This window comes from Rhodococcus sp. IEGM 1341, assembly GCF_030056895.1.
Classification (GTDB): Bacteria; Actinomycetota; Actinomycetes; order Mycobacteriales; family Mycobacteriaceae; genus Rhodococcoides.
Genome location: NZ_JASHKV010000001.1, coordinates 298,062 through 322,904, shown reverse-complemented (window position 1 = coordinate 322,904; position 24,843 = coordinate 298,062). Strand labels below are relative to the sequence as shown.

22 protein-coding genes are annotated in these 24,843 nt (G+C 65.4%); 16 read left to right on the top strand and 6 right to left on the bottom strand.

Annotated elements, in window-relative coordinates:
• Positions 1 to 95: 95 nt before the first annotated feature.
• The 7 genes from QM615_RS01265 to QM615_RS01235 are packed head-to-tail and all read left to right on the top strand — an operon-like array spanning position 96 to position 6,507.
• Entirely contained in the window at positions 96 to 842 is a 747-nt protein-coding gene (locus tag QM615_RS01265) for a helix-turn-helix transcriptional regulator (RefSeq protein ID WP_411741293.1), read from the top strand.
• Positions 839 to 2,284, top strand: coding sequence for a Fe-S cluster assembly protein SufB (sufB, locus tag QM615_RS01260; protein WP_032377835.1), 1,446 nt, complete (start codon positions 839 to 841; stop codon positions 2,282 to 2,284). The genes QM615_RS01265 and sufB overlap by 4 nt, the downstream gene beginning before the upstream one ends.
• 24 nt (positions 2,285 to 2,308) lie before the next feature.
• Positions 2,309 to 3,499, top strand: a complete 1,191-nt coding sequence (gene sufD / locus QM615_RS01255; protein ID WP_269594237.1) for a Fe-S cluster assembly protein SufD — start codon at positions 2,309 to 2,311, stop codon at positions 3,497 to 3,499.
• A gap of 40 nt (positions 3,500 to 3,539) precedes the next feature.
• A complete protein-coding gene (sufC, locus tag QM615_RS01250) occupies positions 3,540 to 4,316 on the top strand; it encodes a Fe-S cluster assembly ATPase SufC (protein ID WP_094641863.1) in 777 nt (258 codons plus the stop codon).
• Positions 4,317 to 4,318: 2 nt separating this feature from the next.
• Positions 4,319 to 5,620, top strand: coding sequence for a cysteine desulfurase (locus tag QM615_RS01245; RefSeq protein ID WP_269594147.1), 1,302 nt, complete (start codon positions 4,319 to 4,321; stop codon positions 5,618 to 5,620).
• Positions 5,621 to 6,118, top strand: coding sequence for a Fe-S cluster assembly sulfur transfer protein SufU (gene sufU / locus QM615_RS01240; RefSeq protein WP_269594146.1), 498 nt, complete (start codon positions 5,621 to 5,623; stop codon positions 6,116 to 6,118).
• Positions 6,115 to 6,507, top strand: a complete 393-nt coding sequence (locus QM615_RS01235; RefSeq protein ID WP_269594145.1) for a metal-sulfur cluster assembly factor — start codon at positions 6,115 to 6,117, stop codon at positions 6,505 to 6,507. Before sufU ends, QM615_RS01235 begins: the two co-directional genes overlap by 4 nt.
• A 21-nt stretch (positions 6,508 to 6,528) precedes the next feature.
• Here QM615_RS01235 and ku read toward each other — a convergent pair whose 3' ends face one another.
• The 3 genes from ku to QM615_RS01220 are packed head-to-tail and all read right to left on the bottom strand — an operon-like array spanning position 6,529 to position 9,449.
• Complete coding sequence (gene ku, locus QM615_RS01230) at positions 6,529 to 7,467, bottom strand: non-homologous end joining protein Ku (RefSeq protein WP_283346932.1); 939 nt, start codon at positions 7,465 to 7,467, stop codon at positions 6,529 to 6,531.
• A gap of 51 nt (positions 7,468 to 7,518) precedes the next feature.
• Positions 7,519 to 8,664 (bottom strand): lycopene cyclase family protein, encoded by a 1,146-nt coding sequence (locus QM615_RS01225; RefSeq protein WP_283346931.1) that lies wholly within the window; start codon positions 8,662 to 8,664, stop codon positions 7,519 to 7,521.
• On the bottom strand, positions 8,661 to 9,449 hold the full coding sequence (locus QM615_RS01220; protein WP_068050504.1) for an SDR family oxidoreductase: 789 nt from the start codon (positions 9,447 to 9,449) through the stop codon (positions 8,661 to 8,663). Before QM615_RS01220 ends, QM615_RS01225 begins: the two co-directional genes overlap by 4 nt.
• A gap of 155 nt (positions 9,450 to 9,604) precedes the next feature.
• On the opposite strand from QM615_RS01220, the gene QM615_RS01215 reads away from it, so the two are divergent.
• Positions 9,605 to 11,236 (top strand): ABC-F family ATP-binding cassette domain-containing protein, encoded by a 1,632-nt coding sequence (locus QM615_RS01215; protein ID WP_283346930.1) that lies wholly within the window; start codon positions 9,605 to 9,607, stop codon positions 11,234 to 11,236.
• Positions 11,237 to 11,250: 14 nt separating this feature from the next.
• Here QM615_RS01215 and QM615_RS01210 read toward each other — a convergent pair whose 3' ends face one another.
• Entirely contained in the window at positions 11,251 to 11,826 is a 576-nt protein-coding gene (locus QM615_RS01210) for a TetR/AcrR family transcriptional regulator (protein WP_068282405.1), read from the bottom strand.
• A 113-nt stretch (positions 11,827 to 11,939) separates the two neighbouring features.
• Positions 11,940 to 14,750 (bottom strand): aconitate hydratase, encoded by a 2,811-nt coding sequence (locus QM615_RS01205; RefSeq protein ID WP_283346929.1) that lies wholly within the window; start codon positions 14,748 to 14,750, stop codon positions 11,940 to 11,942.
• A gap of 348 nt (positions 14,751 to 15,098) precedes the next feature.
• On the opposite strand from QM615_RS01205, the gene QM615_RS01200 reads away from it, so the two are divergent.
• The 8 genes from QM615_RS01200 to QM615_RS01165 all read left to right on the top strand — a co-directional run bounded on the left by QM615_RS01200 (position 15,099) and on the right by QM615_RS01165 (position 23,922).
• Positions 15,099 to 15,641, top strand: coding sequence for an Rv1476 family membrane protein (locus QM615_RS01200; protein WP_283346928.1), 543 nt, complete (start codon positions 15,099 to 15,101; stop codon positions 15,639 to 15,641).
• A 439-nt stretch (positions 15,642 to 16,080) separates the two neighbouring features.
• Positions 16,081 to 17,610 carry an NlpC/P60 family protein gene (locus QM615_RS01195; RefSeq protein ID WP_283346927.1) on the top strand — a complete coding sequence of 510 codons (1,530 nt, stop codon included), beginning with the start codon at positions 16,081 to 16,083 and terminating at the stop codon, positions 17,608 to 17,610.
• Positions 17,611 to 17,731: 121 nt separating this feature from the next.
• A complete protein-coding gene (locus tag QM615_RS01190) occupies positions 17,732 to 19,084 on the top strand; it encodes an AAA family ATPase (protein ID WP_283346926.1) in 1,353 nt (450 codons plus the stop codon).
• A 20-nt stretch (positions 19,085 to 19,104) separates the two neighbouring features.
• The gene (locus QM615_RS01185; protein WP_068050497.1) at positions 19,105 to 20,076 is read left to right on the top strand and encodes a DUF58 domain-containing protein; all 972 of its coding nucleotides are present in this window, start codon (positions 19,105 to 19,107) and stop codon (positions 20,074 to 20,076) included.
• Positions 20,073 to 21,065 (top strand): VWA domain-containing protein, encoded by a 993-nt coding sequence (locus tag QM615_RS01180; RefSeq protein ID WP_068050495.1) that lies wholly within the window; start codon positions 20,073 to 20,075, stop codon positions 21,063 to 21,065. The genes QM615_RS01185 and QM615_RS01180 overlap by 4 nt, the downstream gene beginning before the upstream one ends.
• Before the next feature lie 66 nt (positions 21,066 to 21,131).
• Positions 21,132 to 21,854, top strand: a complete 723-nt coding sequence (fabG1, locus tag QM615_RS01175) for a 3-oxoacyl-ACP reductase FabG1 (RefSeq protein ID WP_068050494.1) — start codon at positions 21,132 to 21,134, stop codon at positions 21,852 to 21,854.
• Between the two features lie 60 nt (positions 21,855 to 21,914).
• A complete protein-coding gene (gene inhA, locus QM615_RS01170) occupies positions 21,915 to 22,739 on the top strand; it encodes an NADH-dependent enoyl-ACP reductase InhA (RefSeq protein ID WP_032377850.1) in 825 nt (274 codons plus the stop codon).
• Between the two features lie 103 nt (positions 22,740 to 22,842).
• A complete protein-coding gene (locus QM615_RS01165; protein ID WP_283346925.1) occupies positions 22,843 to 23,922 on the top strand; it encodes a ferrochelatase in 1,080 nt (359 codons plus the stop codon).
• A 35-nt stretch (positions 23,923 to 23,957) separates the two neighbouring features.
• Here the strand turns inward: QM615_RS01165 and QM615_RS01160 are convergent, their stop codons facing one another.
• Positions 23,958 to 24,785, bottom strand: a complete 828-nt coding sequence (locus tag QM615_RS01160; RefSeq protein WP_283346924.1) for an Rv1486c family protein — start codon at positions 24,783 to 24,785, stop codon at positions 23,958 to 23,960.
• Between the last annotated feature and the right edge of the window lie 58 nt (positions 24,786 to 24,843).

The following is a 24,843-nucleotide window of genomic DNA, read 5'->3' as shown; positions in this document are numbered from 1 at the left end:
AATTCCGTCACACTGGTGTTGTGAAAACAACCGAGAGCTCGCTCGTGCGTCCGGGAAGTGTCGAGTCGTCGGCCTCCGGCGCAGGCGTTTCGTCGGTGCGACTCACGTCGGCGCCCGAGGGGCAGACGCGGAGCGCAGTGGTCACGCTGCTGCTGGAGGAAGGCCCCATCACCGCCTCCGACATCGGCACTCGACTGGGGTTGAGCGCGGCGGGTGTCCGACGTCACCTGGACGCACTCATCGACGCGGGCGAGGCCCGCATCACAACCCCCGCAGGTGCCCGGCAACGGGGCCGAGGCCGACCGGCGAAGCACTTCCAGCTCACCGCAGCCGGGCGTAACCGTCTCGGCCACACCTACGACGATCTTGCCGGTGCCGCCATGCGGCAGTTACGCAAGATCGGCGGGGACGCGGCCATCGAGACATTCGCGCGGCAACGCGTCAACACCATCGTGGCCGACGTGGAGCCGGCCACGGGTTCCGATGCGCATGCCGTGGAGGACGCTGCCGACCGGATCGCCGACGCGTTCAGCGCGGCGGGCTTTTCTGCCACCACCCGTCAGGTGGGCAACGGTGTGCAGATCTGCCAGCACCACTGCCCGGTGTCGCACGTCGCCTCCGAGTTTCCGGAGCTGTGCGAGGCCGAGCAGACCGCGTTCGCCGAGATCCTCGGCACGCACGTGCAGCGTTTGGCGACCATCGCCAACGGCAATTGCGCATGCACGACGCACGTACCGCTGTCACCGACGCGGTACTCGAACACCAATAGTTCCGACAAGAAGACTCCCGACGCGCAGCTCCGTGTCGGAGAACGCCCACGCCTCCGGAAGGAGCCCGCATGACCGTCACACCAGACCAGGTGACACCCACCGCGCCGCTGACCCAGGACGAGACCATCGCCTCGCTCGGCACCTACGGATACGGCTGGGCCGACTCGGACGTAGCCGGTGAGAGTGCCAAGCGCGGTCTTTCCGAGGCCGTCGTTCGGGACATCTCGCAGAAGAAGAGTGAGCCCGAGTGGATGCTCGAGGCGCGCCTGAAGGCGCTCAAGACGTTCGAGCGCAAGCCGATGCCGAACTGGGGTTCCAACCTCGACGGCATCGATTTCGACAACATCAAGTACTTCGTGCGCTCCAGCGAGAAGCAGGCTGCCACGTGGGAAGACCTGCCGGAAGACATCAAGAACACGTACGACAAGCTCGGCATCCCCGAGGCGGAGAAGCAGCGCCTCGTCTCCGGTGTCGCTGCTCAGTACGAGTCCGAGGTGGTCTACCACTCGATCCGTGAGGATCTCGAGGCCCAGGGAGTGTTGTTCCTCGACACCGACACCGCCCTGAAGGAGCAGCCGGAGCTGTTCCGGGAGTACTTCGGCACCGTCATCCCCGCAGGCGACAACAAGTTCTCCGCATTGAACACCGCGGTGTGGTCCGGTGGATCCTTCATCTACATCCCGCCGGGCGTCCACGTGGACATCCCGCTGCAGGCCTACTTCCGGATCAACACCGAGAACATGGGTCAGTTCGAGCGCACGCTGATCATCGTCGACGAGGGTGCCTACGTGCACTACGTCGAGGGCTGCACCGCACCGATCTACAAGTCGGATTCGCTGCACTCCGCCGTGGTCGAGATCATCGTCAAGAAGGGTGGTCGGTGCCGCTACACGACCATCCAGAACTGGTCGAACAACGTCTACAACCTCGTCACCAAGCGTGCCAAGGCCGAGGCGGGCGCAACCATGGAGTGGGTCGACGGCAACATCGGCTCCAAGGTCACCATGAAGTACCCGGCCGTGTGGATGACCGGTGAGTACGCCAAGGGTGAGGTTCTCTCGGTCGCGTTCGCAGGCCCGGACCAGCACCAGGACACCGGCTCGAAGATGCTGCACCTGGCACCGCACACGTCCTCGAACATCGTCAGCAAGTCCGTCGCTCGCGGCGGTGGCCGGACGTCGTACCGCGGTCTGATCCAGATCAACAAGGGTGCACACGGTTCGCGCTCGACGGTCAAGTGCGACGCATTGCTCGTCGACACGATCAGTCGTTCCGACACGTACCCGTACGTCGACATCCGCGAGGACGACGTGTCGATGGGCCACGAGGCCACCGTCTCGAAGGTCAGCGACGATCAGTTGTTCTACCTGATGAGCCGCGGCATGACCGAGGACGAGGCCATGGCGATGGTCGTGCGCGGCTTCGTCGAGCCGATCGCTCGCGAACTGCCGATGGAATACGCGCTCGAGCTCAACCGGCTCATCGAGCTGCAGATGGAAGGGTCGGTCGGATAAGTGAACAACCCCCTCACCGGAGTCATGGGTGCTGTGGCATCCGAGAATCCAGAGTCGGCCAAGGAAGACAAGTCGAAGCTCGTCGAGAACAAGGGCGCTCAGTTCACGTCCTACGACGTGAATGCGTTCGAGATCCCGTCCGGCCGTGACGAGCAGTGGCGTTTCACACCGCTGCGTCGGCTGCGCGGCTTGCACGACGGTTCCGCTGTCGCCGACGGGGCCGCTCGGGTCACCGTCGGCGCCCCGGAGTCGGTGGTCGTGGAGACCGTCGGCCGCGACGACGAGCGACTGGGCAAGGCCGGTGTCCCGGCCGATCGTATTGCCGCGCAGGCATTCTCGGCGTTCACCGAGGCCACGATCGTCTCCGTGCCGAACGAGGTCGAGGTGGCCGATCCGATCGAGATCACCGTCGACGGTCCCGGTGTCGACCACGTCGCCTACGGCCACGTGCAGATCAGGCTCGGCACGTTCGCTCGCGCCACCGTCGTGATCGACCAGCGGGGTAGCGGAACGTACGCCGAGAACGTCGAGTTCGTTCTCGGCGACAGCTCGCAGTTGCACGTCGTACTGATCCAGGACTGGCAGTCCGACGCCGTGCACGTCGCAGCACACCACGCCATGCTCGGACGCGACGCCGTGCTGCGGCACTACAACGTCAGTCTCGGCGGCGATCTGGTGCGCATCAGCCCGACCGTGCGCTACAGCGCACCCGGCGGCGACGCGAACATGCTCGGTGTGTATTTCGCCGACGCAGGCCAGCACCTCGAGCAGCGACTGCTCGTCGACCATTCGGCACCGCATTGCAAGTCCAACGTGATGTACAAGGGCGCGCTGCAGGGCGAAACCGGACCCGGAACCGTCGACGCGCACACCGTGTGGATCGGAGATGTTCTGATCCGAGCCGAGGCCGAGGGCACCGAGACCTACGAGCTCAACCGGAACCTGGTCCTGACCGACGGCGCTCGCGCCGACTCGGTGCCGAACCTCGAGATCGAGACCGGGGAGATCGTCGGAGCAGGCCACGCCAGCGCCACCGGCCGTTTCGACGACGAGCAGCTGTTCTACCTGCGCGCTCGTGGCATCTCGGAGGAGGTTGCTCGTCGACTCGTCGTCCGCGGCTTCTTCCACGAGATCATCGACAAGATTCCGGTCCCCGCCGTACGCGAGCGTCTCGACGCCGCCATCGAGACCGAACTCGCCGTCGCCGGCGCGTAGGTCTCACCCGAACCTTTCTCGACTGCACAAAGGAACTGTGATGTCCACACTCGAAATCCGCGATCTGCACGTCAGCGTCGCCAACTCCGACTCGACCGCGGAGCCCATCAACATCCTCAAGGGTGTCGACCTCACCGTGAAGTCCGGTGAGACGCACGCGATCATGGGGCCCAACGGTTCCGGCAAGTCCACGCTGTCCTACGCCATCGCGGGCCACCCCAAGTACACGGTGACCTCCGGCACCATCACTCTCGACGGTGAAGACGTGCTCGAGATGAGTGTCGACGAGCGCGCCCGTGCCGGCCTGTTCCTGGCGATGCAGTACCCGGTGGAGGTGCCCGGCGTCTCGATGTCGAACTTCCTGCGTACCGCCGCCACCGCCGTGCGCGGTGAGGCCCCCAAGCTTCGGCACTGGGTCAAGGAAGCCAAGACCGCCATGAGCGAATTGGAGATCGAGGCCAACTTCCTCGAGCGCAACGTCAACGAGGGCTTCTCCGGCGGCGAGAAGAAGCGTCACGAGATTCTCCAGCTGGGACTGCTCAAGCCGAAGATCGCCATCCTCGACGAGACCGACTCCGGCCTCGACGTCGATGCTCTGCGCGTGGTGTCCGAGGGCGTCAACAAGTACAAGGAGCGTGAAGACGGCGGAGTGCTACTGATCACGCACTACACCCGCATCCTGCGCTACATCAAGCCCGACTTCGTCCACGTCTTCGTCAACGGCGAAATCGTGAAGTCCGGCGGTGCAGAGCTGGCCGACGAGCTCGAAGCCAACGGATACGCCGGTTACGCGCAGGCCGCGACCACCGGAGCATGAGTATGGCTGCACCCGCAGCTGCGGCGGTGGCGACATCGTTCGATGTCGCCACGGTTCGCCGCGATTTCCCCATCCTCTCGCGCACCGTCCGCGACGGGAAGCCGTTGGTGTACCTCGATTCCGGTGCAACTTCGCAGCGGCCCGTGCAGGTACTCGACGCCGAGCGTGAGTTCCTGATTACGTGCAACGCCGCTGTGCATCGCGGGGCGCATCAGTTGGCCGAAGAGGCCACCGACGCCTACGAGGGTGCGCGCGCGGCCATCGCGTCGTTCGTCGGGGCGGATGTCGACGAGATCGTGTTCACCAAGAACGCGACCGAGTCGCTCAACCTCGTGACGTACGTGCTTGCCGATCAACGATTCGATCGTCACCTCGGTCCCGGCGACGAGATCGTCGTCACCGAACTCGAGCACCACGCCAATCTCGTTCCGTGGCAAGAGCTTGCTGCTCGAACCGGTGCAACGCTGCGCTGGTACGGCGTGACCGACGACGGACGCATCGATCTCGACTCGCTCGAATTGTCTTCCGCCGTCAAGGTTCTCGCCTTCACGCATCAATCGAACGTGACCGGCGCGGTGGCCCCGGTCGAGGAATTGGTCCGTCGAGCCAGGGCGGTCGGTGCGCTCGTCGTCCTCGACGCATGCCAATCGGTACCACACATGAAGGTCGATTTTCACGCGCTCGATGTCGACTACGCCGCGTTCTCGGGTCACAAGATGCTCGGTCCCTCGGGAGTGGGCGTGCTGTACGGCAAGGCTGCACTCCTCGCAGCGATGCCTCCGTTCATCACCGGCGGTTCGATGATCGAGACCGTCACCATGGAGAAGACGACGTTCGCAGCGCCTCCGCAACGATTCGAGGCCGGGGTTCCCATGACCTCGCAGGTCGTCGGACTCGGTGCCGCTGTGCGGTACCTGGAGAACATCGGCATCGATGTCATCGCCGCGCACGAAAAAGCCTTGGTCGCAGCAACTCTCGCCGAGTTCGCGAAAATCGACGGTGTTCGCGTGATCGGCCCGACCGAGAACGTCGACCGCGGTTCGGCAGTGTCGTTCGTGGTCGACGGCATTCACGCCCACGACCTCGGACAGATCCTGGACGACGAGGGCGTCGCCATTCGCGTCGGGCATCACTGCGCGTGGCCTTTGCACCGACGGTTCGGTGTGGCTGCGACAGCGCGCGCCTCGTTCGCGCTGTACAACACGGTCGAGGAAGTGCAGGTTCTCGCACAGGCGATTCGCCGCGCACAATCGTTCTTCGGAACCGCTCGCTCCGACGACCACGGCGGGGGAGGGCAGCTCTAGATGCGGATGGAACAGATGTATCAGGAAGTGATCCTCGATCACTACAAGCACCCGCACGGCCGTGGGCTGCGTGAGCCCTTCGGCGCGGAGGTCCACCACGTCAACCCCACCTGCGGCGACGAGGTCACCCTGCGCGTGCAGATCGAGGACGGCACCGTTGCAGACGTCTCGTACGACGGCCAGGGTTGTTCGATCAGTCAGGCAGCGACGTCCGTTCTCACCGATCAGGTCGTCGGCCTGAGCGTGGCCGACGCGCTGAAGACGGTAGACGCATTCAGTGACATGGTCGGCAGCAGAGGTACCGTCGAGGGTGACGAGGACGTCATCGGCGATGGAATCGCATTCGCCGGTGTGGCCAAATACCCGGCCCGCGTGAAATGCGCTCTGCTGGGTTGGATGGCTTTCAAGGACGCGGTTGTTCAAGTAGTGGACGCAGATTCGACAGCCACGACGGGCGAGACCGCCCAGTCGGCACTTTCCGGAGGACAGCAATCATGACCGAAGCAACAGAGACGACGCAGGCAGTGACGACTACAGCCGAGACCACGCCGGTGGAATTGACCGCCGACGAGATCAAGGTGCTCGAGGACCTCGAAGAAGCGATGCGCGACGTCGTCGATCCCGAGCTCGGAATCAATGTCGTCGATCTGGGACTGGTGTACGACATCAAGATCGACGCCGACGACATCGTCACCGTCGACATGACGCTCACCTCGGCGGCATGCCCGTTGACGGACGTCATCGAGGATCAGGCGCGCGGCGCGCTCGTGCGCAGCGGACTGGCCGCCGATCTCAAGATCAACTGGGTCTGGATGCCGCCATGGGGCCCGGACAAGATCACCGACGACGGTCGCGAGCAGCTCAGGGCCCTCGGCTTCACCGTCTGACGCACGGCCGAATCGGCCCCTTCACGCACCCTTCGCTTCGTCGGCTTTCGAGTCGGCGGACTTGGCCGAGGCTTTCTTCGCAGCAGCCTTCTTGGCCGGAGCCTTCTTCGCAGCTGCCTTCTTGGCGGGTGCCTTCTTCGCCGGAGCCGATGTGGCCGACCCGGACTTCGCGTTCTTGCCGGCCGCCTCGACGCTCCGTTGCAAGGCCGCCACGAGATCGACGACCTCGGCGTCCTCGCCGTCGTCGTCTTTTTCCGTTTCGGTGTGGATGACCTTCTCACCGCCGTTGGCGAGCGTCTCGTCGATCAGCTTGCGCAGTTCTGTCTGATAGTCGTCCGTGTACTCGGTCGGATCGAATTCCGAGGACATGCTTTCCACCAGGGACGTCGCCATTTTCACTTCCTGCGGGCGCGCGGACGGCGCGTCCTCGAGCGAAGGAAATTCAGCGGCCCTGACTTCGTCCGGCCACAGCAGTGTCTGGATCACCAGGACGTCGTCGCGCACACGCAGTGCGGCCAGGCGGGTCTTCTGTCGCAGAGTGAAATGCACCAACGCGGTGCGTTCTGTTTCTTCGAGAGTCTCGCGCAGCAGCACATAGGCCTTCGGTGAGGCAGAGTCCGGCTCGAGGAAGTAGCTCTTGTCGTACAGGATCGGATCGATCTGCTCGGTCGGCACGAATTCGAGAACCGGAATCTCGTGTTTCTCCGCCGCAGGCAGCTTGTCGAAGTCCTCGTCTGTGAGAATGACGCGTTCACCGTCGGGGGAGTCGTAGGCCTTGTCGATATCGGCGAACTGCACCGACTTGCCGCATTCCTGACAGATCCGGTCGTACTTGATACGACCGCCGTCCTTCGCATGCACCTGATGGAACCGAATGTCGTGCTGCTCGGTGGCCGAGTAGACCTTCACCGGAACATTGACCAGTCCGAAGGCGATCGAGCCCTTCCAAATGCTGCGCATCTGTCCATGATCGCCGACCGGGCGCCCGCGTGTCGACCGTTGGCGAGAAACTCAGCCGCGGCCCGGCGTGCGCACTATCGTGCGCGCGATCGCGAGCCTGGCCGACGCCGGAAGCGTCGGAAACATCTTCAGCATCGCGGTCATCGTCCCGAATGCGTCGTCGTGGCCGGACAGGTACGAGCGTTGCAGTTCGACCGGGAGCGAGAAGAAGCTGGAGAAGAACTGGGGGACCATCTCGGGTTCGAGAGCCAGTGCCGTGCGCAGTCCGAGGTTACGAAGCTTCTGGACCGTCCAGACGTGCACCGGGCGGATCGGGCGCGACCGACCGCCACCTCGGAATCGCTCGACGAGGTGATCCGCCGACGCCAGCGACGCCGCGACGCTGTACCCGGTGGCGGGATGCATCAGATTCGAGCGAGAGCCGAACAGCACCGGACCGCCTCGGCCGGTGTGCTGTTGCGACCGAGGCGGCGGTTCGACCGAGAAGCGGACTCGTTCGACATCCTCCTTGCCGGTCGGTTCCAGGTTGCGATACGTCAGACGGTGGTGCAGCCGCGATCGAAGAACTGCGAGTTCCAGCGGGGGTCGGCCCACCAAGCAGGTCTCTTCGAGCAGGATTCGATCGTCGTCGAGTGCCACGGCGTACAGAAAACTCGGGGCTTCGCCGTGCCGAGCGCCGTTGTCGGTGCGCCAGTCCATGAACCACGCGTCGGCCCCTTCGAGGATCGGTTCGGCGCGGTCGCGTTCGACGACGATCCCGTAGGCGGTCTGCTGGGCGAGGTCGCGCGAATCGAGTGTGCCACGGGCGTCGACGACGTGACGGGCATCGACGATCGAGCCGTCGGCGGTCGTCACCCGGGAACCGGTGACGTCGACAGCCGTGGCGGCCAGCACCCGCACGCGGTCGACCGACAAGGCCGCTTGCAGCGCAGGTGTGTCCAGCACGCAGTACGTCCGGTCGATGATCCGCTGGTGATCGGTCCACACCGCGGGTTTGCGCGCAGTCGAGGCGACCGCGGTCTCGGGCAACCACGACGGCAACTCGTCGGCCCAGGCGGAGTACGTCGGTGTCCACGTGCGCGACGGGTGTGGATCGACTGCGATCACATCGAGTCCGGCCTCGGCACATCGATGGGCGACCGCCCGCCCGGCTGGACCGAGTCCGACGACCGCGACGTCGGCCGAGAAATCGTTCACATTCCGCCGGTGGCGAGCAAACCACCGTCCACGCGCACGGTCTCTCCGGTGATCCAGGAGGAGGCGTCCGAGACCAGGAAGGCCACCAACGCAGCCACGTCCTCCGGGTTTCCCAGACGCTTCATCGGGTAGCCGGCCGCTGCCGCGTCTTCTCCGTTGGCGACGAGGGCCTCGGCGAATTTGGTCTTCACCACGCCCGGTGCCACGGCATTGACGCGAATTTTCGGACCGAGCTGCCAGGCGAGCTCCTCGGTGAGGCGGATCAGAGCGGCCTTGGATGCGCCGTACGCGGCGATCACCCCGGTCGAGCGGATGCCGGCCACGCTCGCGATGTTGACGACCGCGCCGCCGTGCTCGCCCATCCAGGCATGGAAGGCCTGCTGGACGAAGCCGAGAGTCCCCACCACGTTCGTGTCGAAGATCTTGCTCACGCCCGCCAGGTCGGCATCCATCAGCGAGCCGTAGACGGGATTGATACCGGTGTTGTTGACCAGGATGTCCAGCGAACCGAAGGTCTCCACCGTGCTCGCCACCGCGGTGCGTCGGTGCTCCGGGTCGCCGGCGTTGCCGTCGATCGCGAGCACGGAATCGCCGAGCTCTGCTGCCGCCGCAACGAGTGGTTCGCGCTTGCGGGCGGTGATGGCGACGTTCGCGCCGCGAGCGAGCAGTTCCGCGGCGATGGCCTTGCCGATGCCTCGGCTGCCGCCGGTGACGAGTGCGGTGCGCCCGGCCAGGTCGGGGATCGGCGCGCTGGACGGGCTGACGGTTTCGGGGGCGTCGGTCATCGATCAGACGTTACCGGTGTCACCGTCGTTCCTGGGTGAGGGCACGTGAATGCTGAGCTAAAATGGGGGTTTGCTGTGCCGTTCGACGGCACACCTGAGTTCGCCCGTCGGTCGACGGGCAACGGTCTTGTTCGGCAATCGCTAGGAGCGCACGCGTGATCACCGCCACCGACCTGGAAGTTCGTGCCGGTGTGCGGACCCTTCTGTCCACCGAGGGGCCCGCGCTCCGCGTACAGGCAGGCGACCGCATCGGGTTGGTGGGCCGCAACGGTGCAGGCAAGACCACCACGCTGCGCATCCTGGCAGGTGAGGGAGAGCCGTACGCGGGCGAGGTCGTGCGTACCGGAGAGCTCGGCTACCTTCCGCAGGATCCCAAAGAAGGCGACCTCGACGTGCTGGCCAAGGATCGAGTGCTCTCGGCCCGGGGCCTGGACACCCTCCTGCACAGCATGGAGAAGCAGCAGGCACTGATGGCCGAGGTGGCCGACGAGGCGCTGCTCGACAAGGCCGTGCGCAAGTACGGCGAACTCGAAGAGCGGTTCGCATCCCTCGGCGGCTACGAGGCCGAGAGCGAGGCGGCCCGAATCTGCAACAGCCTCGGTCTGGCCGACCGCATCCTCGGTCAGCCGCTGCGGACCCTCTCCGGTGGTCAGCGCCGACGCGTCGAACTGGCTCGAATTCTGTTCGCCGCGTCCGACGGCAGTGGCGGACGCTCGAACACCACATTGCTGCTCGACGAGCCCACCAACCACCTCGACGCCGACTCCATCACCTGGTTGCGCGGATTCCTGCAGAGCCACGAGGGCGGACTCATCGTGATCAGTCACGATGTCGAACTGCTCGGAGACGTGGTGAATCGGGTGTGGTTCCTCGACGCAGTACGCGGCGAAGCCGACATCTACAACATGAACTGGAAGAAGTACCTCGACGCCCGCGCCACGGACGAGCAACGCCGCCGCCGTGAGCGCGCCAACGCGGAGAAGAAAGCCGGCGCGCTACGGGTGCAGGCCGCCAAGATGGGGGCCAAGGCAACGAAAGCCGTTGCGGCACAGAACATGGCGAAACGCGCGGACAAGCTGCTCGCCAACCTCGACGCCGAACGGGTGTCCGACAAGGTCGCCCACATTCGTTTCCCCGAGCCCGCACCGTGCGGCAAGACGCCGCTGATGGCCAAGAACCTGACCAAGATGTACGGATCGCTGGAAATTTTCGCGGGCGTCGATCTCGCGATCGACCGAGGCAGCCGCGTTGTGGTGCTCGGGCTCAACGGTGCGGGCAAGACGACGCTGCTCCGAATCCTGGCCGGAACCGAGAAGGCCGACACCGGCGAGATCGAGCCGGGCCACGGCATGCGCGTCGGGTACTTCGCACAGGAACATGACACCCTCGACGACCACGCGTCGGTCTGGGAGAACATCCGGCACGCCGCACCGGACACCGGCGAGCAGGAACTGCGGTCGCTCCTGGGAGCCTTCATGTTCACCGGGCCCCAGCTCGAGCAGCCGGCAGGGACACTGTCGGGCGGTGAGAAGACCCGCCTGGCACTCGCCGGATTGGTGTCCTCGGCGGCGAACGTGCTGCTGCTCGATGAACCGACCAACAACCTCGACCCGATCTCACGCGAGCAGGTCCTCGACGCGCTCCGCAGCTACAAGGGTGCCGTCGTGCTGGTCACGCACGATCCCGGTGCCGCCGAAGCGCTCTCACCCGAGCGGGTGATTCTGCTTCCCGACGGTACCGAGGACCACTGGTCGCAGGAGTACCTGGAACTGATCCAGCTGGCCTGACCCGCTCGCCAGGGTCATTCCGATCGATCCTGCCTGCGAACCGATTCCTCGACCAGGTCCAGGATCGCCGAGAGGTTGGACCTACCGTGGCCCGACGCGATGCGCGCCACCAGGCCGTCCAGCACGAGATCCAGGTAGTCGGCGAGGACGTCGTTGGGAATGTCGTCGCGCAGTCTTCCTGCGGTCTTCTGACGCTCGAGTCGCCCCAGCGTCGCGTCGGTCAGCTCTGCAGACCGTTCGGCCCAGCTGCTCCGGAAGTCCGCGTCCGTGCGTAGTCGTCGGGTGATCTCGAGCCGCGTTCCGAGCCACTCGAATTGTTCGGGTTGCGCCAACATGTCTCGCATCACCTGCACCAGACCCTGGGTGGACGCGACCTCGGCCATGCGTCGGGCATCTTCCTGCGCCAGCGCGAGGAAGAGACCGTCCTTGTCCTTGAAGTGGTGGAAGATCGCTCCGCGCGACAGGCCAGTGGCCTCTTCCAGGCGCCGTACCGTCGCGCCCTCGTAACCGAACTCGCCGAAGCACTTGCGCGCGCCGTCGAGAATTTCGCTTCGACGGGCGGCCAGGTGGTCTTCGCTGACCTTGGGCACGTGTGGGTTTCCTACTTTCGATGAGGGCCTCGACCGATACGGCGATGGGCCCGGAAACACGTTGTCGGTTCCGGGCCCATCGCCGTTCGAGGCATACGTCAGACGACGCGCACTCAGCCTCTGATCATGTTGCGCAGCACGTACTGCAGGATGCCGCCGTTGCGGTAGTAGTCCGCTTCACCCGGGGTGTCGATGCGAACCACGGCCTCGAATTCGACCTTCGTGCCGTCTTCCTTGGTGGCGATGACGGTCATCGTCTTCGGGGTGGTGCCTTCGTTCAGCTTCGCGACGCCGACGATGTCGAACGTCTCGGTGCCGTCCAGCTTGAGCGACGCTGCGCTCTCACCGGCCGGGAACTGCAGGGGAACGACGCCCATGCCGATGAGGTTGGAGCGGTGGATGCGCTCGAACGACTCGGTGATGACGGCCTTGACTCCGAGGAGCGAGGTGCCCTTGGCCGCCCAGTCGCGCGAGGAGCCGCTGCCGTACTCCTTGCCGCCCAGCACGACCAGCGGGATGCCGGCCTTCTGGTAGTTCTGCGACGCGTCGTAGATGAAGGACTGCGGTCCACCGTCCTGCGTGAAGTCACGGGTGTAACCGCCCGAGACGTCGTCGAGGAGCTGGTTCTTCAGGCGAATGTTCGCGAACGTTCCGCGAATCATGACCTCGTGGTTTCCACGACGCGAACCGAGCGAGTTGTAGTCCTTGCGCTCGACACCGTGTGAATCGAGGTACTGCGCGGCAGGCGTGCCTGCCTTGATGGGGCCTGCCGGGCTGATGTGGTCGGTGGTGACCGAATCGCCGAGCAGGGCCAAGACGCGTGCGCCCTTGATGTCCTCGACCGGAGCCGGATCCATCGTCATGCCGTCGAAGTACGGAGGCTTGCGAACGTACGTGGAGTTGGGATCCCACTCGAACGTGTCGCCCTCGGGGGTGGAGAGATTCTGCCAGCGGCTGTCGCCGGCGAAGATGGTGTCGTAGGACTTGGTGAACATGTCCCGGCTGATCGAGGACTGGATGGTCTCTTCGATCTCCTGCGTGGACGGCCAGATGTCCTTCAGGAACACCGGGTTGCCCTCGTGATCCTCACCGAGGGCGTCGGTCTCGAAGTCGAAGTCCATCGTGCCCGCGAGGCCGTAGGCGATGACCAGCGGCGGTGAGGCCAGGTAGTTCATCTTGACGTCGGGGGAGATGCGGCCCTCGAAGTTGCGGTTACCCGACAGCACAGCGGTGACCGAGAGGTCGTTGTCGTTGATCGCCTTCGAGATCGGCTCGAGCAAGGGACCGGTGTTGCCGATGCACGTGGTGCAGCCGTAACCGCCGAGGTAGTAGCCGAGCTTCTCGAGGTACGGCCAGAGGCCGGCCTTCTCGTAGTAGTCGGTGACGACCTGCGAGCCGGGTGCCATGTTGGTCTTGACCCAGGGCTTGGTGGACAGGCCCTTCTCGACGGCGTTGCGGGCGAGCAGTGCCGCGCCGAGCATGACCGACGGGTTCGAGGTATTGGTGCAGGAGGTGATGCCCGCGACCACGACGGCGCCGTGATCGAGCACGAATTCGCCTGCCTCGTCGGTGGTGACGCGAACCGGCTTGCTCGGACGACCCTCGGAGCCGTATGCGGCAGAACGAACGTCGACGGAATCCTCTTCGGCGAAGCTCAGCGAAGCGGAGTCGCTGGCCGGGAAGGATTCGTCGAGGGCCTCGTCGAGCTTGCTGTCACCCTCGTGCTTGGGGTGGTTCTCCTCGACGTAGTTGTGGATGTCCTTGCGGAACGCAACCTTGGACTCGGACAACAGGATTCGGTCCTGCGGGCGCTTCGGGCCTGCGATGGACGGCACGACCGTGTTGAGGTCGAGTTCGATGTACTCGGAGTACACGGCCTCGTTCTTCGGGTCGTGCCACATGCCCTGTTCCTTGGCGTACGCCTCGACGAGAGCGAGCTGCTCGTCGCTGCGGCCGGTCAGGCGCAGGTAGTTGATGGTTTCCTCGTCGATCGGGAAGATCGCTGCGGTGGAACCGAACTCGGGGCTCATGTTGCCCAGGGTGGCGCGGTTCGCCAGCGGAACCTCGGCCACGCCTTCGCCGTAGAACTCCACGAACTTGCCGACGACGCCGTGCTTGCGCAGCATCTCGGTTGCGGTCAGCACCACGTCGGTCGCGGTGACGCCGGGCTGGATCTCACCGGAGAGCTTGAAGCCGACGACGCGGGGGATGAGCATCGAGACGGGCTGACCGAGCATGGCCGCCTCTGCTTCGATGCCGCCGACGCCCCAGCCCAACACGCCGAGGCCGTTGACCATCGTGGTGTGCGAGTCGGTGCCGACGCAGGTGTCGGGGTAGGCCTGGCCCTTGCGGGTCATGATCGTCGGTGCGAGGTACTCGATGTTGACCTGGTGCACGATGCCCATGCCCGGGGGGACGACCTTGAAGTCGTCGAATGCGCCCTGTCCCCAACGCAGGAACTGGTAGCGCTCACCGTTGCGCTCGTACTCGAGGTCGACGTTGCGCTCGAGAGCATCGGCGCGGCCGAAGACGTCGAGGATGACCGAGTGGTCGATGACCATGTCGGCGGGGGAGAGGGGGTTGACCTTGTTGGGGTCGCCGCCCAGGGTGGTGACGGCTTCACGCATCGTGGCGAGGTCGACGATGCACGGAACACCGGTGAAGTCCTGCATGATGACGCGTGCAGGGGTGAACTGGATTTCGAAGCTCGGCTCTGCGGACGGATCCCACGAGGCAATCGAACGAATGTGGTCGGCGGTGATGTTCGCACCGTCCTCGGTGCGAAGGAGGTTCTCCGCGAGGACCTTCAGTGCGTAGGGCAACTTCTCGGCACCGGGCAAAGCCGACAGTCGGAAGATCTCGTACGAGTTCTCGCCGACTTCGAGGGTGCCCTTTGCACCGAATGAATCTTTACTTGCGGTCACTTCAGCTCCACTCGTCTATGAGGCACACCGCCGACGGGGCTGTGTCGACGGTTGAAGCGAGGCTCCGACTGCGGGCCTCGGCCTCGAATCTCGGCAACGAGAGTTCGAGGCGGACGCACAGTCGGTGTCTCGATGGAAGTCTAACAGTACGCTTGTCCTGTGAAAACCTGCGGTCCGGTCCTCGGTGGGTGTCGCGAGACCGATCCACAGGACGATCCTCACGTAGTGCTCCCGGCTGCGCAATGAAGGGCGACCTCAGTAGTTGCGTCGGACCTGCGGGCCTACCAGGTACGGGCGCGGCGGTGACGTAGGGTTCGATCCGACTGGTTCCTACCGACTGGACGAGAGATGCCTGAGCCGATTCACGCCGTTTCCCCACTTGCCACCGACATACCGGCAGGTCTGGACGTCGACAGCATCGTCGCCACGGTCCGCGAGTCCGGTGTCAGTGCCCCCGCCGACGAAGAAGCAGGGTTGTCTACGGCCGTTGCGCGCGCCGAGGACCACGGCATCGACCTGAGCATCGTGATCGTGCCGACCGAACCTCGCCACGACTCGCAACTTCGAGACCTCGCCACCGCTGTCGGAGCGCGTGAGGGCGGCACGGTTCTCGTGCTCAGTCCCGGTCAGGTGGGCACGTTCAGCGACTCGATCAGTCGGGTGACCCTCGAAGCAGGCCAGGACCGTACCTACACCGGCAACCACGTCGTCGCCGCGGACAACTTCGTCGACACCCTCGTCGAGGACCAGACGCCGTGGGGCCTGCTCACCGGCGGCCTGGTCATCGTCGTCGCCGCGGTTGCGACCCTGACCGCTGCCGTCAAGGTCCGCAGATACCGTTCTCGTTCGGAGTCGAAGGATCACGCTCACAGCGAGTCCGTCAGCGACTGAGCACTCTCCTGCGCGTGTCGTTCGAGTGACCGACACCCGCACTGTCGGACCCGGTCGCGAGCATGACCGTGAGGTCGTCCGAAAAAGTCGGAAAAATTGTTTCCGGTAAACCCCGAGTTCACGGCGTTGTGCCTGGTGGAATTACCAATGTGTCATTTGTGACTGGAGTTTCCTTAGGGTGCGAAGTGTCGTACGGTGCCATTGGCACTGCTGGGGAAGGAGTGTCGCAGAAGGCGGTTGTCATCCGTGGGGAACTCGGGAGGCCACTGCTTCGGGTGTGACTGACGTGGTTCGCACCTGTCGTATCGCTGCGTGTTTCTTTCCTGCCCGGCGAGAACGCTCACCGTCACCTGCGATCGGGGTGGAGGACGGAGAGCACCTCGACGGCACGACGGTTCGACGCGAACCCGAGTGAGTGCCGGACCCGAGGGAGACATTTGTGAGCCGACGTCAAGTCCGCGGAACTCACCGCCGTGCACTCGTCCGTACCCGATTCGTGCTGGTGGGCGTAGGCCTCGTTCTCGCGTTGACGGCGACCCTTCCCGGGGTTGCCGCCGCGGTACCTCCGCCACCGCCCAACCCCTCGGACACCGATCTCGCCGCCGCGGGCAGCGCCGTCGATTCGAGCCTCGGCCAGGTGGGTCAGCTGATCGACGCGATCGCGTCGGCCAACCAGCAACTCGCCCAACTCGACGACGAGGTGGCGTCGAAGCGGGAAGGCGTCAACAAGGCCCTCGTCGATCTGCAGAATGCGCGTGACGCGGCCGATGTCGCTGCGGCCGTCGTCGGTGCCGCGCAGCAGGCTCTTGCCGATGCGGGCACCCAGATCCAGGCAGCCCAGAAGAAGTTCGACGAGTTCGCCAAATCCAGCTACACCCAGGGCTCCGGGGTTGCCTCGATGGCATCGTTCCTCGGATCCAGCGGACCCGACGATGTCCTGGACCGCGCCCAGGTCCTCAAGGTGCTCTCCAACAGCCAGAACGCGGTACTCGACGGCTTGCAACGGGCCCGTACCGAGCAGGCGAACCGCGATTCGGCGGCGCGTGAATCCAAGCAGCAGGCCGACGCGGCCGCCTCGGAAGCCGAGGCCAAGAAAGCAGAGGCCGAACAGGCCATCGCCGAGGCGCAGGCAGCGCTGCAGGCAGAGGCCGATCGTAAGGCCACGATCGAATCACAGCGCGACTCGGCGCAGTCCGAACTCGACGCCGCCCGCAGCAACGTCGCCGGTCTGCAGGATCAGCGTGCGGCGTACGGCACCTGGGAGGCGCAGAAGGCGGCCGAGGACGCGGCCATCGCCGCCGCCACGGCCGCAGCGAAGGAAGCTGCCGTGCAGGCAGCGGCGCGAGTATCGGCCAACCTGGCGGCGCAGCAACGTGCGGCGGCCATCGCCGAGGGCCAGCGTTCACATGTGGACGTGGACGAGGATTCGAGCTCATCGACCGACTCGGACAGTTCCACTGCGACCACCCCCACCGCGCCGAGCACTCCCACCACGCCGAAGACGCCCGCCAAACCGAAGACGTCCACGACCCCGTCGGTGACCGGAAGCGCAGCCGTCGAATTGGCGATCGACCGCGGCATGAGTCAACTCGGCGTGCCGTACTCGTGGGGTGGCGGCGACGAGAACGGACCGACCAAGGGCATCAGGGACGGCGGAGTCGCGGACAGCTACGGCGACTACAACAAGGTCGGCTTCGATTGCTCGGGGCTGATGATCTACGCCTTCGCGGGCCTGGGGATCTCGCTGCCGCATTACACCGGTTACCAGTACACAGCGGGCAAGCAGGTGCCGTCCTCGGAGATGAAGCGGGGCGACATGATCTTCTACGGACCCAACGCCAGCCAACACGTCGCGCTCTACCTCGGCGACGGCAAGATGCTCGAAGCTCCGCAGTCGGGTTCGGTGGTCAAGGTGTCCGACGTGCGATACAGCGGAATGACGCCGTACGCCGTGCGCATGGTGTCCTGAGCGCGGATCCGGCGCGCGCGTCGGGGGTGCCTTTCGGCGCGCGTGCCGAACACCTGGAATAGTTGATTGCGGCGGTATGAAACGTGCCCGACGACGATCGACTGAAAGCGGTGAATTCTTGGTGACATCACGTGACGGCCGGATTTCGAACGACGAGGGGTCGACGCGAGTCGAGTCCGAGACGTCGAATCCACCGGGTGTGGAGCCGAAGCGGGTGGACAGTCCGGCCTTGGCCGAGGACGTCCAGCTTCTCGAGAAAGCCGTGTACGAGGTCAAGCGCGTGATCGTCGGTCAGGATCGGCTGGTCGAGCGCATTCTGGTGGGGTTGCTCGCCCGCGGACACGTGTTGCTCGAGGGTGTTCCCGGCGTCGCGAAGACCCTTGCCGTCGAGACGTTCGCACGTGTGGTCGGTGGCTCGTTCTCGCGAGTTCAGTTCACGCCCGACCTGGTTCCCACCGACCTCGTCGGCACTCGCATCTACCGTCAGGGTCGTGAGGAGTTCGACACCGAACTCGGACCCGTCGTGGCCAACTTCGTGCTGGCCGACGAGATCAACCGTGCGCCGGCCAAGGTTCAGTCCGCTCTGCTCGAGGTCATGGCAGAACGACACGTGACCATCGGCGGCAAGACGTTCCCGATGCCGGATCCGTTCCTGGTGATGGCAACGCAGAACCCCATCGAGAACGAGGGTGTCTACCCCCTTCCCGAAGCGCAGCGAGACCGATTCCTGTTCAAGATCGTCGTCGACTACCCGACGGTCGAGGAAGAGCGCGAGATCGTCTACCGCATGGGAATCAAAGCCCCCGAGCCCAAGCAGATCCTGGACCCGGTCGAGTTGGTTCGCCTGCAGAATCTGGCCAGCTCGGTGTTCGTGCACCATGCGCTCGTCGACTACGTGGTCCGGGTCATCTCTGCTACTCGAACTCCCGAGCAGTTCGGCATGGACGACGTGGCCAGCTGGATCGCCTACGGTGCATCGCCGCGTGCGACGCTCGGCATCATCGCCGCCTCCCGCGCACTGGCTCTGCTCCGTGGTCGCGACTACGTCGTTCCCCAGGACGTTCTCGAGGTCATCCCCGATGTGCTCCGGCACCGTCTCGTGCTGTCCTACGACGCTCTGGCCGACGAGGTGACCCCGGAGACGGTCATCTCCCGGGTGCTGCAGACCGTCGGGTTACCGCAGGTGTCACCGCAGGCGGTACCGGTGCCGCAGAGCAACGGAGCCGCTCCGGACGGCCCGCACTTCGACGGACGTCAGCCACAGGGCCCCTACCCGAGCCAGGGTCAGCATCCCGGCCAGTTTCCCGCTCCGGGGCAGTTTCCCGCGCAGGGCCAGATGCCTCCGTCGCAGCAGCCCGGACCCCAGCAGCAGCCGGGACCTCAGCAGCCACAGGGCGGTCAGTACGGTCAGCCGGCACCGTCGTTGCAGAAGCCGTCGGGTGACGGATCGGCGATCGGTACGCCGGGGCAGTGAGCGGATCCGACACCGCTTCCGTGACCGCATCCCGTGCCGTCGTCTCTCGGCCGCCGTCCTTCCGATCGGGTGAACTGCGCGATCCGAAACTGGCTGCCGCGCTGCGGACCTTGGAGCTGACCGTCCGCCGCCGATTGGACGGGGTGCTGCACGGCGATCATCTCGGGCTGATTCCCGGTCCCGGTTCGGAACCGGGCGACGCCAGGGAATACCAGCCGGGCGACGACGTCCGCCAAATGGACTGGTCGGTCACCGCGCGTACGACGCATCCGCACGTGCGGCAGTCCGTGGCCGACCGCGAGCTGGAGACCTGGCTCGTCGTCGACTTGTCGGCCAGCCTCGACTTCGGCACCACCGGGTGCGAGAAGCGCGATCTCGCGGTCGCGGCCTCGGCCGCCATCACTCATCTTTCCGGCGGCGGCGGTAATCGAATCGGCGCGGTGGTGGCCACCGGTTCCGAGACCAACCGCATTCCGGCACGCGGCGGCCGCGTGCACACTCAGTCGATGCTCCGTGCCATTGCCACGACGCCGGCTGCGGCCGACGGTGTGCGCGGTGACCTGCGCGCTGCCATCGAGGCGCTGCGACGGCCCGAACGCCGCCGCGGTATGGCTGTGGTTATCAGTGACTTCCTCGGGCCGATCGATTGGGAGCGCTCGCTTCGGGCCATCTCCGCTCGACACGACGTGCTGGCCGTCGAGGTACTCGACCCACGTGATCTGGAACTGCCCGACGTCGGTGACGTGGTTCTCCACGATCCGGAATCCGGCCGCACTCGCGAATTCAGTACCACGCCTCGGCTGCGTGCAGATTTCGCGCGCGCAGCTGCAGCACACCGCGACGATGTCGAGAAGGCGCTACGTCGGTGCGGTGCACCCCGATTGACGCTCCGCACCGACGGTGACTGGATCGCAGACGTCGTTCGGTTCGTGACCGCACGCAGGCACACCATCGGGTCCGGGTTCACCAACACTGCGCGGGCACCGCGATGAGCCTGACCGATTTCGCCTCGCCGTGGTGGCTGGGCTTTCTCCTCGTCGTTATCGCACTGACGGTCGGCTACGTCGTGATCCAGCGGCGCAAGCAGAAGCACGTGCTGCGGTTCTCCAACATGGAACTGCTCGAGTCCGTTGCGCCGGATCGGCCCAATCGACTGCGACACCTGCCGACGGCACTGGTTCTGGTCGGCCTGATGTTCCTGACCGTCGCGTTGGCCGGTCCCACGGCGGACCAGCGGGTGCCACGGAACCGAGCGACCGTCATGCTCGTCATCGACGTGTCGCTGTCGATGGAGGCCACCGACGTGGAGCCGACTCGGTTGGCAGCCGCGCAGGAAGCAGCCAAATCCTTCGCCGACGGTCTGACGCCCGGCATCAATCTCGGGTTGGTCGCGTTCGCCGGAACGGCGTCCGTCCTGGTCTCGCCCACGGCCAACCGCGAGGCCACCAAATCCGCCATCGACAGGTTGCAACTCAGCGAACGAACGGCCACCGGCGAGTCGATCTTCACCTCGCTCCAGTCGATCGACACTCTCGGCGCGATACTCGGCGGCGGCGACGCGGCGCCGCCTGCGCGCATCGTGCTGCTCTCGGACGGTAAGCAGACCGTTCCGCAGAACCTCGACGACCCCCGCGGCGGGTACACCGCGGCGCGTGCCGCCAAGGACAAGAACGTGCCCATCTCGACCATCTCGTTCGGCACGAGCTACGGCTCCGTCGAGATCGAGGACGAGAACGGCGTCGAACGTGTACCCGTACCGGTCGACGATCCGTCATTGCGGGAGATCGCGAATCTGTCCGGCGGCAGCTTCTTCTCCGCGTCGTCGCTCGAGGATCTCAGAGACGTCTACGACACCCTCGAGGAACAGATCGGGTTCGAGATCACCCGCGGAGACGCGTCGCGTCCGTGGCTGATACTCGGCGTCCTGTGCATATCGGCTGGCCTCGGTTCGGCATTGGTGATGCGGCAACGTCTCCCGTGATCGTTGTTCTTACTCACCAGTAAGTTTCGCTTTGTCATTCCAGGACGAACAGATAGGTTGCTAGGCATGTCCACACCTGACTTCATCGCGCGATCGGTACTCGTCACCGGAGGTAACCGGGGAATCGGTCTTGCCATCGCCCAGCGGCTCCAAGCCGACGGCCACAAGGTGGCCGTCACCCACCGTGGCTCCGGCGCTCCCGACGGGCTGTTCGGAGTCGTCTGCGACGTCACCGACTCCGCCTCGGTGGACGCGGCCTTCAAGGAGGTCGAAGAGAAGCAGGGACCGGTCGAGGTGCTCGTGGCCAACGCCGGCATCACCGACGACACGCTGCTGATGCGTATGACCGAGGACCAGTTCCAGCGTGTGATCGACGCGAACCTGACCGGAGCCTTCCGCGTCGCCAAGCGCGCCAACCGAGCCATGTTGCGCGCGCGCTGGGGTCGGATGATCTTCCTGAGTTCTGTCGTGGCCATGGCCGGCGGACCGGGGCAGATCAACTACGCAGCGTCCAAGGCGGGCGTCATCGGAATGGCTCGATCGATCACGAGGGAACTGGGTTCGCGTTCCATCACGGCGAACGTCGTGTCCCCGGGTTTCATCGAAACCGACATGACGGCAGAACTCTCGGACGACTTGCGCGGCAAGGCGAAGGAATACATCCCCCTCCAGCGTCTCGGTCAGCCCGAGGACGTTGCGGCAGTGGTGAGCTTCCTTGCCGGACCTGACTCGTCGTACGTGTCCGGTGCGGTCATTCCCGTCGACGGTGGTATGGGCATGGGGCACTGAAGTCCTACTCGCACAACGATTTCGACAGACGTACACCTCCGAATTAAGGAATACAGCACTATGGGCGGATTGCTCGAAGGCAAGACCATTCTCATCACCGGCATCATCACCGACGCCTCGATCGCTTTTCACGCTGCAGCCATGGCGCAGGAGCAGGGTGCCAAGGTGATCATCACCGGGTTCGATCGACTCCGACTCATCGACCGCATCGCGCAGCGTCTGCCCAAGGAGGTGCCCCCGGCGATCGAGCTCGACGCCACCAACGAGGAGCACCTCGCGGCGCTGGCCGACCGCGTACGCGAAGTGGCACCGGAAGGTATCGACGGGGTTCTGCACTCGATCGCATTCGCGCCCCGCACCCTCATGGGCCCCGATGCGAAGCCGTTCCTCGACGGCCCCGGACCCGATGCCGCGAGGGCATTCGAGATCTCTGCGTGGAGTTACGCGTCGCTGGCGCGCGCCGTGCTCCCGGTCATGAACGAGGGTGGCTCCATCGTCGGAATGGACTTCGATCCGCGCACCTCGATGCCGTACTACAACTGGATGGGTGTGGCGAAGGCCGCCCTCGAGTCCGTGAACCGTTACGTGGCACGGGAAGTGGGCGCAGCCAAGCGCATCCGCTCCAATCTTGTTGCAGCAGGGCCGATCAGGACTCTTGCCGCCAAGGCAATTGCGGGTACTGCGACCGGTGATGCCGCCAAGATGGACCAGCTCAACGTCTACTGGGACGGCGCCGCTCCCATCGGTTGGGACGTCAACGATCCCACTGTCGTCGCGAAGTCGATCGTCGCGCTGCTGTCCGATTGGCTGCCCGGCACCACCGGATCCATCGTGTACGTCGACGGTGGAGCCAGCCACAACACGTACCTCCCCGAGAACATGTGACACCGCGGTGGGCGGAACCGCACGTGGTTTCGCCCACCTAGAGGTTTCGATCGCCGATCGGACCCCCACCGGGGCCGGTCGGCGACGGGGGCACAATGGACACATGACCACCCCTGGAGACTTCGACGCATTGTTGGTGCTCTCGTTCGGCGGGCCGGAACAGCCCGCCGACGTACGCCCTTTCCTGGAAAACGTCACTCGCGGACGTGGAGTGCCGCCCGAGCGGCTCGACGCGGTCGTCGAGCATTACATGCACTTCGGGGGCGTCTCGCCGATCAACCGGCTCAACCGAGACATCATCGACGCCCTCCGTGTCGAATTCGATTCCGCCGGAGTGGATCTGCCGATCTACTTCGGAAACCGCAACTGGCATCCGATGATCGAGGACACCGTCGCGACCATGAAGTCGGACGGAATCAGGAACGCACTCGTGTTTCCCACCTCCGCGTGGGGCGGATACTCCGGATGCAGGCAGTACCACGAGGACATCGCCCGGGCCCGCGCCGCCGTCGGTGACGATGCGCCGCATCTGCTCAAGATCCGGCAGTACTACGACCACCCGCTGATGGTCGACGCGTTCAGCGACGCCGTCGCATCGGCGCGAGCCACACTGCCCGAGGAGCACCGCGCCGGCGCGCGTCTGGTGTTCACCGCACACTCCATTCCCTCGGCCGCCGACGCCAACGCCGGTCCGCCCGAGGACGGCGGTCACCTCTACAGCCGTCAGGTGGCAGAGGCCTCGAGGCTGGTCGCAGCCGCGTCGGGCGTCGACGACTACGACCTGGTCTGGCAGTCCCGCTCCGGGCCCCCGCAGGTGCCGTGGCTCGACCCCGACATCTGTGATCATCTCGAAGCGCTGTCGGAGAAGTCCGTCGACGCCCTGATCGTGTGTCCGATCGGATTCGTGTCCGACCATCTCGAGGTCGTGTGGGATCTGGACACCGAAGCGGAGGAGAAGGCCCGCGAACTCGGCATGGCCTTCGCGCGCGCAGGCACTCCCGGATCCGACGCGCGTTTCCCACGGATGATCCGCGAGCTGGTGGACGAATACCGAGTCGGCGGCCGATGCCGCGGTCTCGGCAGTGTGCCCGGCTACGGCTCGACACTGGACGGCAGTCGCTGCGCCGTCGGTTGCTGTGAGCAGCCCACCAGGCCCTCCCGGCCCGCCGCTGCCACGTCGTGAACGTTACCGCCTGACACCGCGTCCGGACGTCGGTGTCAGGCGGAATGCATCGCCGCTTCGATGCTCGTCGCGACCGCGATGGTGCGTGCGGTGCGCACCGCAGCCCAGAGCGGTCGAACGAGTTCTTCCCGTGCTGCAGCTGCCGACGCGGTCGGCGCCTCCGACGGAGCCGATCCCGCCGCGACCGTCAGAATGGCGGCCACCCGATCCGCCGATTCGAGGACGCGGAACGCCCTGTCGGACATGTCTGCGGGGTAGCGATGCCGCGCCGCGTCGGCGATCAACTCGGCGATACGAGTGCGAGGATCGGCGTCGAGGGTTCGGGTGGGTAGCGACTGCATCCGTGCGAGAGCGTCGGCCGCACCGCGGACGGCCTCACGCATCTCGTACTCGGCCTCACCCAACCCCCGATCCCGATGACCGTGCTCGGGGACGACGATCGAGTAGACGGTCCAGCGCAACACATCCGGCCCCTCGACGACGGGTACCAACCCGATCCCGCTGTTGCCCGAGGTACCGATCACCACCGCTTGACCGGTGTTCAGGGCAGCTCGGGAGAAGTCGGTGTTGGCGGGGAGGCCGCTCACCGCGCCGGGGGCGGGCAGAACGAGCTTGATCCGGTCGTCCCCGGCCGTGGGCGTCGACGCAGTTGCGGCCGCTCTGATCGCATGCAGCAGGCCCGCTATTCCCTCGGCGTAGCCGGGGTACTGCAGCCCGAAATCGTCGGCTGCGTCCACATCACCCGCACCGACGAGATGCATCGGAGCCCACTCGGACATCGCGTCGATGACGTCGTCGGGAGAGCTGGAACCGGCCAGCCAGGAACCGGCCCACAGGGCGAGACTTGCGCTAGAGGAACACACGACTCACGAGCATAGGTCGGCGTGGCGAACCGTGCTGGAGACGCCGGTGTCGCTAGCG

What these genes read in the sequence shown, in the direction of transcription:
- QM615_RS01245 (WP_269594147.1), top strand. Translation starts at nt 4,319, where the DNA reads ATGGCTGCACCCGCAGCTGCGGCGGTGGCGACATCGTTCGATGTCGCC.
- fabG1 (WP_068050494.1), top strand. Translation starts at nt 21,132, where the DNA reads ATGTCCACACCTGACTTCATCGCGCGATCGGTACTCGTCACCGGAGGT.
- QM615_RS01235 (WP_269594145.1), top strand. Translation starts at nt 6,115, where the DNA reads ATGACCGAAGCAACAGAGACGACGCAGGCAGTGACGACTACAGCCGAG.
- sufU (WP_269594146.1), top strand. Translation starts at nt 5,621, where the DNA reads ATGCGGATGGAACAGATGTATCAGGAAGTGATCCTCGATCACTACAAG.
- QM615_RS01200 (WP_283346928.1), top strand. Translation starts at nt 15,099, where the DNA reads ATGCCTGAGCCGATTCACGCCGTTTCCCCACTTGCCACCGACATACCG.
- ku (WP_283346932.1), bottom strand. Translation starts at nt 7,467, where the DNA reads ATGCGCAGCATTTGGAAGGGCTCGATCGCCTTCGGACTGGTCAATGTT.
- QM615_RS01165 (WP_283346925.1), top strand. Translation starts at nt 22,843, where the DNA reads ATGACCACCCCTGGAGACTTCGACGCATTGTTGGTGCTCTCGTTCGGC.
- sufC (WP_094641863.1), top strand. Translation starts at nt 3,540, where the DNA reads ATGTCCACACTCGAAATCCGCGATCTGCACGTCAGCGTCGCCAACTCC.
- inhA (WP_032377850.1), top strand. Translation starts at nt 21,915, where the DNA reads ATGGGCGGATTGCTCGAAGGCAAGACCATTCTCATCACCGGCATCATC.
- QM615_RS01220 (WP_068050504.1), bottom strand. Translation starts at nt 9,449, where the DNA reads ATGACCGACGCCCCCGAAACCGTCAGCCCGTCCAGCGCGCCGATCCCC.
- QM615_RS01180 (WP_068050495.1), top strand. Translation starts at nt 20,073, where the DNA reads ATGAGCCTGACCGATTTCGCCTCGCCGTGGTGGCTGGGCTTTCTCCTC.
- sufB (WP_032377835.1), top strand. Translation starts at nt 839, where the DNA reads ATGACCGTCACACCAGACCAGGTGACACCCACCGCGCCGCTGACCCAG.
- sufD (WP_269594237.1), top strand. Translation starts at nt 2,309, where the DNA reads ATGGGTGCTGTGGCATCCGAGAATCCAGAGTCGGCCAAGGAAGACAAG.